The sequence below is a fragment of the Rhodococcus sp. NPDC004095 genome (assembly GCF_053604015.1).
Genome location: NZ_JBSGGS010000018.1, coordinates 74,634 through 92,415, shown reverse-complemented (window position 1 = coordinate 92,415; position 17,782 = coordinate 74,634). Strand labels below are relative to the sequence as shown.

The window sequence follows — 17,782 nt, the reverse complement described above, 5'->3', positions numbered from 1 at the left end:
ACCGGCTTCGAGGTCGCCAACCGGGCACTGCAGATGCACGGCGGCTACGGCTATCTCGCCGAGTACGGTCTGGAGAAGATCGTCCGGGATCTGCGCGTGCACCAGATCCTGGAGGGCACGAACGAGATCATGCGGGTGGTCGTCGCCCGCTCGGTCGTCGGATCGGCAAGCGCGGCATGAGCGCCGCGCCGCAGCGGGAACGCTTGCCTTCATGGTCGGAGGCTCCGAGACCGACTTTGGATCCGCACGCCGACTGCTCAAGGCGATGGGACGGAAGGCCCTCCACTGCGGCGACTCCGAGGTCGGCCAGACCGCGAAGATCTGCAATAACATGATTCTTGGTGTCTGGACGATTGCCATAAGCGAAGCGTTCGTTCTCGCGAAACTGGGGCTGACCAATCAGGCAGTTCGACGTCGCGTCGAATGCCTCCGAACAGTGCTGGGCGCTGACCAGCAACTGCTTTGTGCCAGGTCCGGTCCCGACCACCCCGGCCAACAACGACTACCAGCCGGGCTTCGCGGTCGCGCTAATGGACGAGGATCTCGGCTGGTCGGCAAATACACTACGCGACAACCTCATCGAGGCCCGTCTCGGGTTACGCGCATCTGAATTATGTCGCCGATTCAATGCCGAAGGTGGCGGCTGGCTGAATTTCTCCGCAATCGTCCAGGACATCCGCGCGAGGTCCACAGAAGGAGAGTGACCGGGTACGGGCAGATCATCCCCGCAGACTTGGAATGTGCCAGCCAAATCACGCGGAGATGGTCTAAGCGATTCTCGCATCTGCCGCCGAGCGCGACGACTTTCATCCGAAAATTCCATTTGCGCAGAACGGGATAGCAAATACCCAGGAAAGAGAGGAATTCACATGCGCATAATTTTGACCGGCCTTCCGGGAGCAGGAAAGGGCACACAAGCTCATCTGCTCGCGCAGTTCTTGGAACTTCCCCACATCTCTACCGGAGATCTTTTCCGGCAGAACATCGCGGATAGCACAGAACTCGGCCAAACCGCCAAAACCTACATCGATTCGGGCGAACTCGTTCCCAGCTACATTACCGTCGCCATGGTTAACGATCGACTGGGCGCAGACGACGTAGGTTCGGGCTTCATTCTTGACGGCTTTCCCCGCACCGTTGACCAAGCGATGGCGCTGGATGAACTGCTCAGCGATACACATGGCCCACTCGACGCCGTTCTGGACTTCACCGTCAGCGAGCAAACGGTGTTGAACCGCATGCTCGCACGCGGTCGCGCTGATGATACCGACGACGTCATTCGGACTCGCCTACGCATCTACAACGAGGAGAACAAGCCACTCCTCCATCACTACAGCGCGATCCTCTGTTCAATCGATGCCGAAGGCGAGGTCGAGGACGTTCACGCGCGCGTCGTGCGCGCGCTGGGTGAGCGACTGTCATCGAGTCGACCTGGGACGAACTGAAGGTTGGCCGGCGCGAGCGCTACCCGACGATTCACATCGTTTGCGCTGGCCACACCCACTTGGACTCGAAGTGAAACGAAGCCCTGGTCGACGGCGAAAGACCTCGGTTCGACACTTCACGGTTCGCCATGTGCACCGCGGCCGGATTCTCTCACCAGCTCTGGCACGGTCGTCGATGACTCGTGAGAGTGCCGTCAGCCGTCCTGTCCAGCGATCATCGAACAGGACGCCCGATTCAGGACTGCTTGGAACGAGGACGGGCCAGCCCGCAACAAGCAGCATGGGAAGGCTCGCGAACCCGGGTTCGTCTCACCTCACCATCCCGGCGGTCGGATCAGCTGCTGCACCTTTGCGGTCGCGGCCACCCGCATGGCGTCGATCAGTTCGTCGTTCACAGGGAACTCGGCGAGCAAGCGTCGGCGGAATTGCTCCCCGTCGTAGTCGTCGGCGATGATCCATCCGAGTCCGCAGGCGGCGATCACGTCGCTCTTGGCTTCTTCCGAAACATCCTCGGTGAGATGGCGGCGACCGATCCGAGCGGGACGCCGCTGTCGGCAAGCCATCGGATCCACATCAGCCGAACGGCATCGTGGACGGTGTATTCGCAGTAGCCGTTCGATAGCGTTGCGGTTCCTCGAGCAGGCCGAGCCGGTAGTAGTGGCGCACCGTTCTCGGCGTGGTTCCGGCCGCATCGGCAAGCTGGCCTATTCGCATCGGTCGAGTGTCAACGATGACCTAGCGTCAAGGTCAACTCCGCCGCCCCAGGCAGACGTAGATCCGGTTCCGCGCGGTGGACCGTACCATTTGGGCATCAGCCACCGGGCAATATGGAATCCATCCAGATGTGTGATCCAGAGCCCCCGTTAGGTGTGATTACCGATCAGTCAACCTATCCAGTCCAAACGCGGCCCAGCACAGCCCGCTATAAGTGAACACCCTTCTCCTCGTCGCTCTTTCCTCTCTTACGACGTCGGCCAGGGTGTTCACCTATTGAGACCGGTTGAGTTCACCTATTGGGTCCGCGGCCGAAATTAGACCCCGATTCCGTCACGATTCCGCCCAACGGTCGGATTCGGTGGATTCTCGGCCTCGTTGCCGTGCGGTTCCCACGCAGATCGGGCCGAATCGTGCGCTCGAGACGCCTACCAATGGTCGTTTCCGCGGTGTGGTCGAGGTTGGACCGCGGAATCCGTGGATTTCGCTACCGGGGCGGGGTCGCTATCTGCCGGATCCGGCGGTCGCCGAGCACTTCTCGTGACGCCCGGAGGCGATGCGACGCAGGCGTCGCTGTGGTGTGTGCTCCGGTTCCCTCTCTCCGAGGTACCGACCCAATGGGTCGAGGACTGCGGGGCTATTTCTGGCCGCAGCCCTGTAGCCGCCCATGCTCAAGACTCCACCGGTAGCGAGGGCTCCGTCCAGTCGGGTTCCGCCACCCTCTGGGAGGCGAATCGGTTCGACCGGACATATACCCAGGAGGAAATCGACAAGTGTTGGGAAGCTGTCGCAGGCCTCCCCTCAACCGGCATTCCCCCGTGCCCCCAGCAACCGATCACCGCCCTGGACCTCTTTGCAGGAAACCTGCTGTTCGGCTCCGTGGGTTAGTTCAGAGCATCGCCAATCGGGTTGGCTCCATGTCCAGTGGTGTCGTGATGGCGCTCGATGATCCTGCTCAGACCTGATCACTGAAAGTGCTCACCCGTGTGGCACCGCCCAATGAAGGCGGGTCTCCTTCGATGCTGGTGGTCTCTCGCCACGCACCAGCACCCCGAAGGAGACCCGCTTTCTCATACTCACATGGGAGGACGACTTGGAGATACCGATAGAGCCCCGTGGGGTGGTGGACTTCGGATCAGCGTGTAGTGAACCGTGCCGGGTTCCTTGCCGCTCCTGGGGATTGCCCCTGGTTTGGTTGACACGGCGCCGTTCGCTCAAACCGGTACCTCGACCGAGACTCTGGCCGTCGACAATCTGGAACTCATCCAGATTTGTGTGATCTGGAGCCCTCGGAAAGTGTGATTACCGACCGGTCAACCTATCCAATCCAAATGCAGCCCAGCACGAACCGCCATTGGTGAACACCTCTCTCTCCTCTCCCTCCCTCCGTCTCTCTCCTTCTCTCTTCTCTTCTTCTCTCGCCGCGCGCTCAAGAGAGGGATAGATCTCTCAATCGATGCGTCACTTTCACTCCCCTATCCCCTGTCTCCCCATCCATCCCTGAGCACCGAGGCCAGCATTCAACCCCGGAAGCAGTGGAGCCACTGCTCCGCGAGAACCCGAACCAGGACGTCGAGATTCTCCTCGTGCCCCTGCACGATCGCGAATTGCAGGTTCCGATCCGTGGACATCAGCATCGACATCACGCGCATGCGCGCCAGTTCACGTGACGGGTCGTCGGGCTGTCGAGCAAGCAGATTGGTCATCCTCGCCGCCACCCGCCGCAGCATGACGAACCACTCGTCGGACACCGCCTGCTCGTTGGCGAGTGCCTGTTCCATGACCCCGAACTCGGCGCGCTGGACCCGCCAGAAGGCCACGTGCTCGCGCAGCCAGGCGGTCACCGACTCCAGGTTCGGCTCGTCGATCCGGTCGAGCGCCCGGTACGCCTCGACCACGGAGTCCTCGCGCGCACGCATGTGCTCGAGGACGATCTCGTCCTTCGAGCGGAAGTGCAGGTAGAAGGTCGCCCGTGAGACCCCGACGGCTTTGGCGATCATGTCCGCGGTGGTGGCGGTGTAGCCGTGCTCGATGAACAGCTCACGCGCCCGGTCGATCAGGGCGGCACGCGTCGCCTGCTTCTGCTCGAGGCGGGTCATGCGTCTCGCCACTACCACAGCCCCACCTTTCGTGTCCGTCGAAGTGACGACCTTACCGGGTGTCGCACCCGGCAAAGGTCGTGACCGTGGTGCGGTGGCCAGTGGCCGGCGATGCCCTCGTCCTGCACGGTGACCGGCGAGCAGCAGCGCCCGTTTCCGAGAGTTGATTCGGTACCACGACAACGAGCGGGGCGTCCCCCGGGACGCCCCGCTCGTCACGAGGTCGAGTCAGGCGTCGAGCACCAGTCGCGCACAGCCCTTCTCGGCACGCGAAACACAGATCATCAGGGTCTCATTCGCCTCCTGCTCGGTCGCGGTCAGAATCGAATCCCGGTGATCGGCGCGACCGGAGAGGATCCTGGTCTCACACGTTCCGCAGGTACCTTCCAGGCACGACGACAATGCACTCACGCTGTTCGCCTCGGCGACGTCGAGGATCGTGCTTCCGACAGGAACCGTTGCAGTGATACCCGATTCGGCGAACTCCACCTCGAACTCGGTATCCGGTTCGGTCCGGACGATCTTCTTCGCCGCGAACCGCTCGGTCACCAGCGAACCGATCGCCCAGTGCGCGCTCGCGGCCTCGATCGCCTGCAGCAAGGGTTCCGGACCGCAGCAGTAGATCAGGGTGTCGTCGGTCGGTTCGGACAGTAGTGCGGTGAGGTCGAGGAGTCCGAACTCGTCCTGGGGACGGAGGGTGACCCGGTCGCCATGGCGCGCGAGCTCGTCCACGAACGCCATCGATGCGCGGGTGCGCCCACCGTAGAGCAACGACCACTCGGCGCCCTGCTGCTCGGCCTGCTCGATCATCGGGAGAATCGGTGTGATTCCGATTCCGCCGGCGACGAACACGTAGCGGGAGGCCGAACGCAGATGGAAATTGTTGCGCGGGAACCCGACCGAGACAGATGAGCCCTCGACCACGTGGTCGTGCACGTACTGCGACCCGCCGCGCGAATCCGGCTCACGCAGTACCCCGATCCGCCAGCGCGCGGCGTCGGACGGGCTGGACGACAGCGAGTACTGCCGGTTCAGCGCACCCTCGCCGTCACCGAGGTGCACCTCGACGTGGGCGCCGGGCGTCCACGCAGGCAGGTCCTCCCCGTCCGCGTGACCGAGCGACAGCGACACCACCCCGTCGGCTTCCTCACGACGCTCGAGCACCGTCAGTTCGAACTGGCGCGCAACCTTCTTCTTCGCCCGCTCGATGTCCGCGACGTCCCAGACCACCGGCAGGTTGCGGCGCACCGGCAGCAGCGCGATGGGCAGGAAGTCGAGCGGTACCTCGTCGGCGGGCCGCAGCGACGGCAACCGCTCGAACAGCACCTTCAGCGCGGTCGCACCCTGCACGCGGGCGAGGGACTGGCCGAGGCAGGTGTGCCGGCCCTGGGTGAACGCGAGATGGTCCTCGGGTTCGGGCCGATGGATGTCGAACTCGAAGGGATGCGGGCACCGCGCGGGATCGGTGTTGGCGCTGGCAAGTGCCATCCACACCATGTCGCCCTTCTTGATCAGCGCACCACCGAGCTCGGTGTCCTGCTGGGCCTGACGGGCCGCGAACGTCGACGACGGGCGCCGACGCACAGTCTCCTCGAATACCCGCGCCCACATGTCGGGGTCGGCGATCGCCTCACCGAGGACGTCCGGATTCTGCGCCAGGAACAGCACTGCGTTCGACACGGCCTGCGACGTCGAGTCCACCCCGGCCATCGCGAATTCGGTGAGGTGCACCGCGATCTGGGCGGACGACAGCATCGGTTGGCCGTTCCTGTCGATCACGACGGCCATGTCGGAGATCAGGTCCTGACCCGGGTTCTCGCGACGTTCGTCGATGATTCCACGCAGCACGAGCGTGGCGTCGACGTAGCGCTGCCACACCTGGGATCGCGTCGGCTCCGGCATCGGCTCGGCGGCCGAGGCCAGGATCATCGCGAAGTCGTCCCGGAGCCCCCGCATCATCGCGTCGTGCTCGTAGCCGAGACCCATGTGCGCCATGATCGTCCCGGTGGTCAGCTCGAGCGCGTAGTCGGAGACCAGGTTGCCGGAGCCGTTGGCCTCGAAGCGGTCGACGATCCTGTGGGCGCGGGCCTCGATCTCCGGTTGGAGTGCCTCCATACGCGCCTTGGTGAAGCCGCGCTGCGCGACGAACCGGTGGTCGGTGTGGCTCGGCGGATCGGATCCGACGAGGATCTGCGTGATCAGGTCGGGTGGCACGACGGCGCGGAACTGTTCGGGGACGTCGATGGTGCCGCTGTTGCCACCGGAGGTGAACCGCTGCCAGTCCGCCAGCACCGTCTCGACGTCGGCTCGGCGGGTGACGATCCATGCGTTCAGGTGCGGATAGTAGAACACCGGCGTGTCGTCGCGGAATCGCGCGAAATGCACTGCCGGATCAGTGAAGTAGTCGTCGCCGAGGGCGTCGAATCCGTGCGCGACCGGGCACCGTGCGGCGGGCGCTTCGGGGGTGGTGGTCATGGGTGAACTCCCTTCCCGGCGTGCCGCCGGAAGGTGTGGGGTCGGGGTCGGGTCAGATCGCCGCGGCGACAGCCATGGTGGACAGCTTCTGGAAACGGGCGACGTTGTCACCCTCGTCGATGCACCCGGCGGACAGGAACACGAAGGTCAGATCGAGGACGGGGTCGACCCAGAACAGGGACGATCCGGCGCCGTAGTTGCCAAAGGTCCGGGGCGAGGTGAACGGCCCGAAGAACGACGCGTGCGCCCCGGTGCCCGAGAGCGAGAATCCGAGACCGAAGTTGCCGGGCGGTGTGTCCCAGCCCCGGGCGGCGGCGATGCCGGCGTAGAGGTCGTTGGGCATGTCACCGGTCTGCAGGGTGGTGGCCTGGTCAATGATCGCGGGCGCGATCAGGTACTCGCCGTTCACCTCGCCACGGCGCCGGAACATCTCGGCGTACGCGAAGATGTCCTCCGCGGTGCTGACCGCACCGACCCACGGGATCTCCGCGTCCTCCGAGATCGCGTCGTTGAGGCACTCGATGTCCCGCGGCGACAGCCACCCGGTGTCGGGCACATACGCCTTGAGCGGGACGGCGTCGTTCTTCCACTCGGTGGGCAGGCCGAACCGCGACCTGGTCATTCCGATCGGACCGAAGATCTTGTCTTGCGCCAGGTCACGGAACGAACTGTAGTCGTACACACGGCGGACCATCTCGCCCATCAGGGCGTGGTTGATCGACGGTGCGTAGTTGAGGTTGCTGCCGGGTTCGTTGACGACATCGACGGAGCACAGTGCCTCGACGACGTCGGCGAGTACACCGAACCTGTCCGGGCCAAGGCCCGGGTTGGGCGTCGCAGGCATGCCGGACCGGTGCGTGAGCAGGTGATGCAGGTTGATGCGGTCCTTGCGCACGGAGCGGAAGACGTCGGTGCCGAGGAACTCGGGGATCACGTCGACCACCCGTGTCGACAGGGCGAGCCTGCCCTCGCCGAGCGCACGGTATGCCAGCGCATTGGTGAAGGACTTCGTCATCGACAGGATGCGAAAGACGTTGTTGTGACGCAGCGGCGTGGCGGCGGCGCGTTCGGCAAAGCCGATCGTCTCGTTCAGGGCGATGTCGCCGTGACGCGCGACGATGATGTTGACGCCGTCATAGGCGCCGGAGTCGATGTCGCGACGGATCTCGTCGGTCAGTCGCATCAGGGCGGAACGGTCGAGGCCGGTCATGCTGGTTCCTGTTCTCGTAGTGAGGTTCTCGTCTTCGGCGATAGGTCACATGACCAGCCCGCCGGACGGGGAGAAGGTCTGGCCCGTGTAATAGCCGCCCTCCTCACCCGCAAGGAACAGGACGGTGTTCGCGATCTCCTCGGGCGTCGCGGCCCTCTTGATCGGCTGCATCGAGATGAGGAATTCGTTGAACTCGGGGTCGGTCTGCCGGAAAAGCGGTGTGTCGACGGCGCCCGGAGCGAGCGCGTTGACCCGGATATTGAACGGCGCCAACTCCGTTGCCACCTCCCGGGTCAGGCCGAGCAGTCCCGCCTTGGATGCCGGGTAGTAGGCCGGCATCGCCACCGCCATCAGTGCCGCGGACGACGAGAAGTTGACGATTGCGCCACCGCCTGCCTTCTTCAGCAGGGGTACCGCGGCGCGGATCGTGTAGAAGGGTCCGTACAGGTTGATCTTCATCACCCGGTCGAAGTCCTCGTCGGAGATCGACTCGAGGAACTCCGGATTGTGTTGCCGCCCCTCCTTCGCCGCGGCGAACCCTTTGTAGTTCTCGGCGTTGAGCGCCTCGCCCGCGGCCCTCGTCGGCGTGTTGACACCGGCGGCGTTGACGAGGACGTCGAGGTGCCCCTGCTGGTCGGCGATCCGATCGAAGGCGGCGTTCACGGCGGCCGGGTCCGCGATGTCGAGGGGGGCCGCGACGGCGCGCGGCAACGCGGTGAATTCGCGCTCCAGATTGTCGGCCGAGATGTCGGCGCCGTAGACAATCGCACCCTGCGCGGCGAACGCGGCGGCGGTCGCCAGGCCCATGCCCGATGCAGCGCCGGTGACGAAGACGATTTTGTCCTGGAACTTCATGTACCCACTCCTCACGCTTCACATGCGCGGCCCCTACGGCCCGCAGCAGCGTGTGACGAGGATTGCACTTTCACTTGACACATGGCCAGTCAGTTCTCGAAATCCACCCATACATGCAGGTCAGAGGATCACAAATGGAACGATCACGCCCGGCGCGATCTCTGCGGCCGGGCGCACTGCGGTTCGCCGACAAGCTACGCGGTACATCGAGGGCGACCGCTTGATCCGGGAACCGGCGAATGAGATGTGCCTCGACCACGGATGGTCCCAGATCGGCGTGATCCGAGGGTGTAGTCGGGTGTGACTACCGGCCGGTCAGAATCGCCGGCCTGCATACGGCCCGGCGCGATACGGCATAGGTGAACACCTCTCAAATGAAAGCCCCGGCCAGATCGTTTTCTGGTCGGGGCTTTCTTGATTCTCGGGCGTCCACCCCGGCCCCACCCCGGGTCGTCCCCGATCGGCGCGCAGGGATGATGCCGGCCACGCCCCGCGTGAGGGGGTGTGCGGGATCCGGTGGCGTCGAGGGTCAATGACGAATCAGCAGGCAGGAAGAGTGCTCTGGCCGCGGTCATCGGGAACACCGCACTGTGCCACGGTCACCTCCGCGGGGTGATCTCGTAGGACTCCCGATTGTCCAACGAGCGCAGGCCGTCGACCAGTACGGTCGACGGCCTGCGGTGCGGCTTGGTCAGCGCCTAGCGGGCGCCGGCGGACGTGCAGCCGCAGTGCGGTCGACATCGTCGACCTTCGTCGTCGGAACCGTCAGTTGAACGATGTTCCGCGGGACAAGGAATACCGCGATGAGGCTGGTCATCGCGATACCGGCACACATGATCCATGCCAGGTGCATCCCCGTCGCCGAGTACAGCGGAACGCCGTCGACGACCCGAGCAACGTTCGAGTTCAAGACGGTGAACACTGCAACCGGCAGGATTGCCCCGATCACGGACTGACTGGTTGCGACGATGCTCGCCGTTGACGCCTGCAGCTGTGGTGGCACGGTCTGGATCTGGAGGTTCGGAATGGAACTGTAGGCCAGACCGGTTCCGAGGCCGGTGATGATTGCTCCCACCAGAACGATCGACTTGGTATCCATCCCTGACAAGACTACGAATGCGCCGATCGCCAGCAGGGTGGCACCAGATGCGCACAGGACGCGCGGGGTGAGTCCGCGGCCGATCATCACACCGACGAGAATGCCGCCGATTACTTGCGCGATACCGAGCGGCGATTGAATCAGCGCAAAACCTTTGGCGTCAACGCCAAAGCCGTACCCGAGACCCAAAGACCCGGATGTCATGCACATCAGCGGAAGGATCGTCGAACTCACCGTGGTGGAGCCATACGCCATACCTGCAGTGATTGCAGTCAGTCCGATGGACCGGCGGGTCAGCAGGCGTAGGTCGATCAGCGGCTCACTGATGATTGTCGCGGAGTAGATCCAGAGACCGATCAGAACGGCGCCGAGAAGCAACAGGCCCAACGTTTTTCCCGACGTCCATCCCCAGTCCACTCCAAAACTCACCGCGACCAGGATCGCACCGATGCCGCCACCCAACAACGCGGCACCGACCAGGTCGATCTTGGACCGAAGGCGGTACGTCGACTCGTTCGTCGACAGTTTGATGCAGATTCCCGCCGCAATCAGGATGACCGTGAAGAACCAGAACAACGACCGCCATCCGTAGTCGTCGATGAGCCAACCGGTCAGGAACGGTGTCGCGATGCTGACAATGCCCATGCCGCTGGTTGCAAGGGCAACCGACATGGCGACCGTCTTCGCCGGATAGACGTCGCGTATGAGCGAGTATGTGAGGAACATGCACGAGACGAGCAAGCTCGACATCGCTCGCCCGACAAGCAGCAGCGCGAAGTTGGGAGCGACTGCCGAGACGAATGAACCGGCTGCCGCGATGGATACACAGATGAGCAGGACGCGACGTTTACCGATCATGTCGGCGATCTTCCCCAAGGTGGGGCTGATCACCGCAGCAACCAGAAGGAACGCGGTCTGGATCCAGCCGCCCTGATCGGTGTGGAAGTAGGCCATGATTTCCGGCAGCCCGGTTGAGATCATGCTGGCGTTCATGGTGAGGGCTTCGAGAAGCACGACCAGCGATATCAGAGACAGAATCAGTCGAAGAGACCAACCTTGTTCAACGGCCAGGGGCGCGGGTGCCCCCGCCGATCCGACTTGTGCCATCGATGTCCTTAGGCTCGTAGGTGCAGTTACCTCGTGAGTGCGACATGGTGCGGTGACCCGGATAGGCCGGGTGAGGCGAGCACGGTGTGTCCCGGTCCCTTCGGTGCGGATCACCAGGACTGGCGGCCCGGTCTGTCCGATCGACCTCGGGCCGCTGATCGAGATCTGCGATGCGATCGCTTGTGTAGGGAAGTGACCGCGAGGTTGTCCATCGGTGTCACGTTGAGCACCGAGCGAAAGCGAGGAACATGGTTACCGATTCGAGACTACCGGGCTCTTCCATTTCCTGAATTTGACTGTCGCACGAGCCTATTCGACAGCCTTGGCGGATTCGACAGAACGAACGAACCGGGCGCACGACTCGATGGAAGCGATGGACACACCGTGATCGGGGTATACCAGCGGCCACGTGTGTCCTTGATCCGCAATCACTTCCAACGTGCAGGTGACGTTCGCGGCCGCGAGCGCCTGAGTCAGGCCAAGAGCGTCGCCGACCAGCGCCTCGTTGCCTCCGACCTGGATCAAGGTGGGCGGGAAGCCGGCGTGGTCGGCCAGCAACGGCGAGACCAACGGGTCGTCCGCGGGGACGCCCTGCAGATAGTCGTCGCACGCCGACTCCGCGCTCGCCAGCGGGAAGAAGGCGTCAGTCGCGGACTCGTAGAACGGTGACGTGCAGTGCAGGTCGAGCCACGGCGACAGCAGCATCAGCCCGTCGGGAGTGCGAACGTCGCTGGCGTCTACGGCGACGACAACCGCGGCTGCGAGACCCGCGCCCGCCGAATCCCCGGCGACCACGATCGGCCCGTCCGTCGCGGACGCGAGGTCCTCGTAGACCGCGAGAGCATCGCGCAGTCCGGCCGGGAACGGGTTCTCCGGCGCAAGCCGATAGCGGGGTACGACGACCGTCGCCTCGGCACCCGCCGCCAACGCCGCGGCGTAGGCGTTGTACGCCTCCGGACTACCCATTCGGTAACCGCCCCCGTGCAGGTAGAGAACGGTGGCCCGGCCTGCGGCACGGATGGTCCGGCACGGAATGCCCGCGAAGTCCGTATCAGCCGCCGTGACCCCCAGTGCGGGGTCGATCTCGGTCGCGGCGAACTTCGCACGGCGTTCCAGCAACTCCGGGCTCGCCGGTGCACCGGCCCGCTCGGCGGGCAGCGAATCGTGCAGTGTCGTCGGCATGTGTTCTCCCACAGGTGTTTACGTGGTGATGCTCACGCGTGTGCGATCTCGACAAGCTTGTCCGGATGACGGAGTGCGACTGTCCGGCGGATGCCTTCGCGCCAGTCCACCGTGCACGGTCCGGTGATCGATGCGCGCCGACTCGTATCCGCGATCGAGCCTCGCAGCGTCCCCTCGATCGGGACCACGTCGACGGTCGCGTCGACGCCCATCAGTTCGCCGGCATATGCCGCCCACTCCTGGGCGCTGACCGCTTCGTCGCCGGCCCAGTTGACGATGGTCGCGGGGACTGTCGCCGCTTGGAGCAGGCTGCTGACCTGGCTGTTGATGTCGTCCTCGAAGATCGGGCTGTACATGCACGGGTCCCAACGCGTGGTGACCGTGAGTCCGGCGGCGATCGCGTCGATGTGTAGCGCGGGCAGACCGCCGTTCGGGCCGTACGACGCGTTCATGCGCGCGATCGTCACCGGCACCCCGAAGGCCCGCGCGGCGAGTCGTGCGGTCGCCTCCTGCCCAATCTTCGACACCGAGTAGGTGGGGCTGTGGGTGCTGTTGCACTCCCCGAGCGGCGACTCCTCGGTGAACACGTACATCGGGTCTTCCTGCGGGCGGTAGACCGAATGGGTCGACATCACGAGGGCGCCTTTGGCCGATCGGCAGTGCTGAAGGAGGAGTCCGGTGCCTTCGGCGTTGTCACGAAGAGCCGTGTCGTAGTCCCATCCCGGAGCCTGATTCGCCGCCAGATGAACGACGTAAGTGAAGTCAGTCGGTAGGTCGGCGAACTCGCCGCTGCCGACGTCGCCCTTCACCGGGGTGATCCCGGCGTCGACGAGCCGCTGCCGGTCCTCCGGCTTGCTGAAGCGAGCCAGCCCCCAGACCTCGTTGTTCGCGCCCAGCTCACGCGCAATCGGGAAGGCGATCTGCCCGGCCGCTCCTGTCACCAGGATCTTCTCACCGTTCAGCATTCTTGACTGACCTCACAGATGTCGGGGACAAGCACCGGCTCGTCGTGTCTCGGATGTACCGCGCCCGATGGTGAGCGCGTGTGCAGATACGGATGCGCGGGCGCAGTTGCGCCCGCGCATCCGCGATGATCACCAGAGTTGATCGGTGTACTTGTCGGTTCCGACCTCGGTCGGGATGAACGGCGACGCGAAGGTGACTCGGCCTGCGCCGGACTTCTCGACATCGGCCGCGTAGTCGACGATCTGCTGCCAGCTCTCGGTCGGGTCGCCCTCGAGGAAGCACAGCTGCATGATGCGATCGGAGGTTCCGCCGTCGTTGCCCATCTTCATCGGCACGTTGTGATCGGCGGGCCAGGGCTTCATCCGCCAGGTGCTCACCAGGTCGACGCCACCCTTGGCCAGCAGTTCGCGGACCGGCCCGGCGTCGAGCGTGGCGATCGCACCGTCACGCTCGGCCGCGTCGGCTGGCTCGATCATGATCGCGACGAGGCCGCGGTAGTTGTGGTCGAGCGCCAGTTCCAGGGGGACGCCGTCTGCCTGCGCCGAGACGGTCGAGTCCGGCAGGTATTGGCCGGTGTGGACGTGCTCACGCTCGGCGAAACCGCGACCGGCGGCGTACAGCGCACCGACCTGGGTGCGGGCCCACGCCTCGGCCTGTTCCATCTCGGGCTCGTGGACCCAGTACGTCGCGAGGTACGAGCCCGCGTTGATCGGCTCGGCGACCGGACCGGTCTCCGGGAACCGCAGTGCCTTCAGGTGTCGAGGCGCGACCCAGCGGCGACCCGCGAACCAGCCCGGCCCGATCATGCAGCCCGCGTAGATGTGATCCCGCTCGTACCAGCGGTTGTACTCGACTTCGTGACCGCGTGTGGGGTCGACCATCGTGAAGAGCATCTGGCCGATCTTGACCGGTGCCTCCGTCATTATCTGTCTCCTTGGTTGGAATGAATGCTTGCCGGCGGCGCGGTCTCAGTGCGAAAGGGCGAGGCCTTCGAGCTTGCCGTCCCTGCGCCAGTTCTCGAGCAGTTCGAAGTACTGGAAGCCCGGCACGTACACGCCGGAGACCAGCGGGTTCCGCGTGTCGGTGATCTTTCCTTCGTTGTTGTAGAGACCGGGGGTGCAGGTGAGCAGCCAGTCGGTGCGGGTCGCAGTCTGATCGCTCATGACCTTGCCCCAGGCCTGTTCGGCTTCGGCCGTCGGCTCGATCGTCCGAGCGCCCGACGAGACACACTGGTCGATCAGGTACATCATGTGGGCCGCCTGCTCGTCGATCAGGTGGGCGATGTTCGTGATGGTCGCCGTCTGAGTGAAGCCGAGCAGGAACAGGTTCGGGAAGTCCTTCGACAGGAATCCGTGCAGTGTGCTGATGCCGTCCGCGAACTTCTTCGACAGCCGGTTGCCGTTCCGGCCGAGCACGTCATAGCCCGCCTTCTCCGTCCACGTGCGTCCGCCCTGGAAGCCGGTCGCGTAGATGATCAGGTCGAACTCGCGTTCCTGACCGTCCGCCACGATCCCGGTCTCGGTGATCCGCTCGATCGGCGTGCTCGTCGTGTCGACGATGTCGACCGATTCCTTGTTGAACGCGGGCAGGTACTCGTCGCTGAAACCCGGCCGTTTGCACATCGTGCGGTAGTAGGTCTTGAGCTTCGCGGCCTTCGACTCGTCCTCGACGATGGCGTCGACCCGATCGCGGAGCATCTCGTTCCACTCGTAGTCCGAGCGTTCCAACGCATCGACGTACTGCTCGAGGGTCGGATTCTCCCCGCCGGCCGAGAAGACCGCGTCCATCTGGTACTTGGCGAACTTGACCCAGCCGTCATCGACGTCGCTGACCACAGCACGGTCCTGCACGCACTTGTCGAACGCCGCGCGGCGCTCCCGGTGCCAGCCCGGCTTGAGCGACGAGAACCACTCGACGTCCGTCGCGGCGTTCTGGCGCGGCATCACCTGCGTCGGCGTGCGCTGGTAGACGACGAGTTCGTCGGCGAACTCGGCAATCTGCGGAATCACCTGCAAGCCGGTAGCCCCGGTGCCGATGATGGCGATCTTCTTGCCGCGCAGCTTGTCCAGATTTCCGCTGTCGTCGCCGCCGGTGAAGTCGTAGTCCCAGCGGCTCGTGTGGAAGCTGTGACCGTTGAAGGTGTCGATTCCGGGGATTCCGGGCAGATGCGGACGCATGAACAGACCGCTCTGGGTGGCGACGAAGCGCGCCCGGAATTCGTCTCCGCCGTCGGTCCGGACGGTCCACCGTGCGGTGTCCTCGTTCCACTCCATGTCGGTGACACGCGTCTGGAAGATCGCATGGTCGTACAGACCGTACTTCTGAGCCAACGACTGGCAGTACGCGAAGATCTCACTGCCGCGGACGTATCGCTCGGTGGGAACGTAGCCGGTCTCCTCCAGGTACGGCAGGTAGATGTACGACTCGACGTCGCATCGGACGCCCGGGTAGCGGTTCCAGTACCAGGTTCCGCCGAAGTCGCCGGCGACGTCCAGGATCTTGTAATTCGAGATCCCGACCTTCTCGAGCTCGATGCCTGCGGTCATTCCCATGAACCCGGCGCCGACCACGAGCACGTCCAGATCGAGTGACATCGGACCCGACTCACGCGGACCATCGACGTGCGGATCGGCGTCGAACTCCGAGAACTTTCCGGTGAAGTCGATCGCCTGGAACTGGTCGGCGCCTTCCTTCGTCAGCCGCTTGTCGCGCTCGGCCGCATACTTCTCGCGGAACAGCTCCAGCCGATCGACTTTTCGGGACGGAACAAAGGAATGAGGATCGGCGATACCGATATTTCGGTCATTCATGGAGTGAGTCCTAAGGGGAGTCTTTGCGCGTGGTTGTGCAGCCCGGTCTCGTTCGACCTGGACCGAGCTCACCAAGCGGTGCCTGCGGGGATGAACATGAACTCGACCCGGTTGCCATCGGGATCGGCGACGAAGGTGTACTGCGCGGCCTGCGGATCGTCCAGCCCGACGCGGGTGTCGGGCACGAGCGTGCCGCCGAATTCCACCATCGCCTCGGCAGCGGCATCGATGTCATCGGCGAAGAACGACAGATGAGTGAGTCCGAGATTGTTGCGACGATGGTGGGGCTGACCGATCACACCGGGCTTGCGGTACGCCAACAGCTCGATCCGCAGCCCGTCCTTCTCGATCATGGTCGCGGTGAGGCTGCACGGTGCGTCCACCTCGGGGATCTGTTCGTCGAGCTCGTAGTGAGCCAGCTCGGTGAAGCCGAGACCGTCCCGGTAGAAGCGGAGAGCGCGCGCCAGATCCGACACACAAAGGCCGACGTGGGAGGAGCGGTAGGTGCTGGCAGCTGCATTCTGGGTCATTGCGGTGATTCCCTCGATCCAAGTGAATGAGTGAGTGGTCGCGATCAGCCGACAGCGACCGGAGTGACAGGGCTTGCCGTGCCGCCGGTGATGGTGAGCGCACCGATGGTGAGCAGGAACTCGTGGCACTTGTCGGCCGCCAGTTCCTTGAGGTTCAGGTTCTCGACAAGGTGGATTCCGTTGTCGACCAGCAGCACGATGTGTCCGCCGAGGTACACGTTCTGATCGAACGGGATGGCCTCGACCGCCGAGTTGTCCGACCCCACCAGTGCGACGTCGCACTCGGCCAGGTACGTGGCCGCATCGATGCCGATACCCGGCTGCGGAAGCATCTCTCCCTGCGACTGCATGAAGTCCTCGAGCCATCCGGTGCGGATCAGCACGAGGTCGCCCGCGGCCAGGGCGACGCCCTGCTCGTCAAGAGCCTGCGTCAACTCCTCGCGGGTGATCACATGCCCGGCGGGGAGAACGTCGACCCCCTTGGACGCCGCAACGTCGATGAGCACACCGCGACCGACGATCGGATCGACATTTTCGATTCCGCACCTGTCGGCGCCGGAGTACGGACTGACGCCGTCATGCGGATGGCCGTTGTAGATCTTGTTTTCCGAGTACACGTGGCACAGCGCGTCCATGTGAGTCGAGGTGTGCGACGGCATGATCAGCTGATCCTCGTGGGCGCCGACACCAGGAACGCCGCCGTTCGCACGCGCCATCGCCTCGTCGCTGTGATTGGTCATCGTCAGCCGCTGCGGGGTGCCGCGGTACTCCATGTTCGGAACGCCGGACCGCTGGATCGGGATGCCGAGGCTGTACCGCTTGCCGGTCCGAGGGATTCGCAGAGCCGCCAGCACGCTCTCCTGGGTCAGCAGATTGAGCGCACCCTTCTCATCCGACTCGCCCCATCGCCCCCAGTTCGACTTGCGTGCACTCACTTTGGCTCCTTGTCCGTCGATCATGTCGGTTTACCCGGCGATTGTGTCCTGGCGAAGGCGGCGCATTCACGCGCTTCCCACACAGCGGGCTGTTGATATGAGCGGGGCCACCCGAGTGGGGCCGCCGTGACACGAGTCACTGTAGCCAGCGGCTACCACTTCGTCAACACATCACGTGAAATCTGAGCATCAAGCAGTTCAGGGCTGATTTTCAGCACGAGCCTGCCTCCGAGAGGGTGGCGAGTTCCTTCCGCCGGCGACGGCGCGGTCAGGTTGTTGCTGCGGCCGAGTTGCGCAAGCTACGTGTGGAGAATCTGGAACTCAAGCGGGCCAACGAGATTCTGCAGAAAACTCG

Annotated in this window: 15 protein-coding genes and 1 pseudogene; 3 read left to right on the top strand and 13 right to left on the bottom strand. The window is 64.3% G+C overall.

Annotated elements, in window-relative coordinates:
* The 3 genes and pseudogenes from ACWEPG_RS25645 to ACWEPG_RS25635 form a co-directional block, all read left to right on the top strand.
* A partial coding sequence (locus ACWEPG_RS25645) for an acyl-CoA dehydrogenase family protein (RefSeq protein ID WP_452595657.1) occupies positions 1 to 180 on the top strand: 180 nt, incomplete at its 5' end.
* A 7-nt stretch (positions 181 to 187) separates the two neighbouring features.
* Positions 188 to 704: pseudogene (locus ACWEPG_RS25640) on the top strand (NAD-binding protein); the annotation flags it as partial.
* A gap of 165 nt (positions 705 to 869) precedes the next feature.
* Complete coding sequence (locus ACWEPG_RS25635) at positions 870 to 1,445, top strand: adenylate kinase (protein WP_452595656.1); 576 nt, start codon at positions 870 to 872, stop codon at positions 1,443 to 1,445.
* A 314-nt stretch (positions 1,446 to 1,759) separates the two neighbouring features.
* On the opposite strand, the gene ACWEPG_RS25630 is transcribed toward ACWEPG_RS25635, so the two are convergent.
* The 13 genes from ACWEPG_RS25630 to ACWEPG_RS25570 form a co-directional block, all read right to left on the bottom strand.
* The gene (locus tag ACWEPG_RS25630) at positions 1,760 to 2,008 is read right to left on the bottom strand and encodes a hypothetical protein (protein WP_452595655.1); all 249 of its coding nucleotides are present in this window, start codon (positions 2,006 to 2,008) and stop codon (positions 1,760 to 1,762) included.
* 10 nt (positions 2,009 to 2,018) lie between these two features.
* On the bottom strand, positions 2,019 to 2,159 hold the full coding sequence (locus ACWEPG_RS25625) for a MerR family DNA-binding transcriptional regulator (RefSeq protein ID WP_452595654.1): 141 nt from the start codon (positions 2,157 to 2,159) through the stop codon (positions 2,019 to 2,021).
* Positions 2,160 to 3,679: 1,520 nt separating this feature from the next.
* Positions 3,680 to 4,258: a TetR/AcrR family transcriptional regulator gene (locus ACWEPG_RS25620; RefSeq protein ID WP_452595653.1), complete on the bottom strand. Its 579-nt coding sequence runs from the start codon at positions 4,256 to 4,258 to the stop codon at positions 3,680 to 3,682.
* A 228-nt stretch (positions 4,259 to 4,486) separates the two neighbouring features.
* Positions 4,487 to 6,733: a cytochrome P450 gene (locus tag ACWEPG_RS25615; protein ID WP_452595652.1), complete on the bottom strand. Its 2,247-nt coding sequence runs from the start codon at positions 6,731 to 6,733 to the stop codon at positions 4,487 to 4,489.
* Positions 6,734 to 6,785: 52 nt separating this feature from the next.
* Positions 6,786 to 7,943, bottom strand: a complete 1,158-nt coding sequence (locus ACWEPG_RS25610) for a serine hydrolase domain-containing protein (protein WP_452595651.1) — start codon at positions 7,941 to 7,943, stop codon at positions 6,786 to 6,788.
* A 45-nt stretch (positions 7,944 to 7,988) separates the two neighbouring features.
* Positions 7,989 to 8,798 carry an SDR family NAD(P)-dependent oxidoreductase gene (locus ACWEPG_RS25605; protein ID WP_452595650.1) on the bottom strand — a complete coding sequence of 270 codons (810 nt, stop codon included), beginning with the start codon at positions 8,796 to 8,798 and terminating at the stop codon, positions 7,989 to 7,991.
* 691 nt (positions 8,799 to 9,489) lie between these two features.
* On the bottom strand, positions 9,490 to 11,004 hold the full coding sequence (locus ACWEPG_RS25600; RefSeq protein ID WP_452595649.1) for an MFS transporter: 1,515 nt from the start codon (positions 11,002 to 11,004) through the stop codon (positions 9,490 to 9,492).
* Between the two features lie 309 nt (positions 11,005 to 11,313).
* Entirely contained in the window at positions 11,314 to 12,186 is an 873-nt protein-coding gene (locus ACWEPG_RS25595; protein WP_452595648.1) for an alpha/beta hydrolase fold domain-containing protein, read from the bottom strand.
* 32 nt (positions 12,187 to 12,218) lie between these two features.
* Positions 12,219 to 13,151, bottom strand: a complete 933-nt coding sequence (locus ACWEPG_RS25590; protein WP_452595647.1) for an NAD-dependent epimerase/dehydratase family protein — start codon at positions 13,149 to 13,151, stop codon at positions 12,219 to 12,221.
* A gap of 129 nt (positions 13,152 to 13,280) precedes the next feature.
* Positions 13,281 to 14,075: a hypothetical protein gene (locus tag ACWEPG_RS25585; RefSeq protein ID WP_452595646.1), complete on the bottom strand. Its 795-nt coding sequence runs from the start codon at positions 14,073 to 14,075 to the stop codon at positions 13,281 to 13,283.
* A 45-nt stretch (positions 14,076 to 14,120) separates the two neighbouring features.
* Positions 14,121 to 15,962 (bottom strand): flavin-containing monooxygenase, encoded by a 1,842-nt coding sequence (locus ACWEPG_RS25580; RefSeq protein WP_452595645.1) that lies wholly within the window; start codon positions 15,960 to 15,962, stop codon positions 14,121 to 14,123.
* A gap of 68 nt (positions 15,963 to 16,030) precedes the next feature.
* Complete coding sequence (locus tag ACWEPG_RS25575) at positions 16,031 to 16,492, bottom strand: VOC family protein (RefSeq protein ID WP_452595644.1); 462 nt, start codon at positions 16,490 to 16,492, stop codon at positions 16,031 to 16,033.
* A gap of 44 nt (positions 16,493 to 16,536) precedes the next feature.
* Positions 16,537 to 17,427, bottom strand: coding sequence for a cyclase family protein (locus tag ACWEPG_RS25570; RefSeq protein WP_452595643.1), 891 nt, complete (start codon positions 17,425 to 17,427; stop codon positions 16,537 to 16,539).
* Between the last annotated feature and the right edge of the window lie 355 nt (positions 17,428 to 17,782).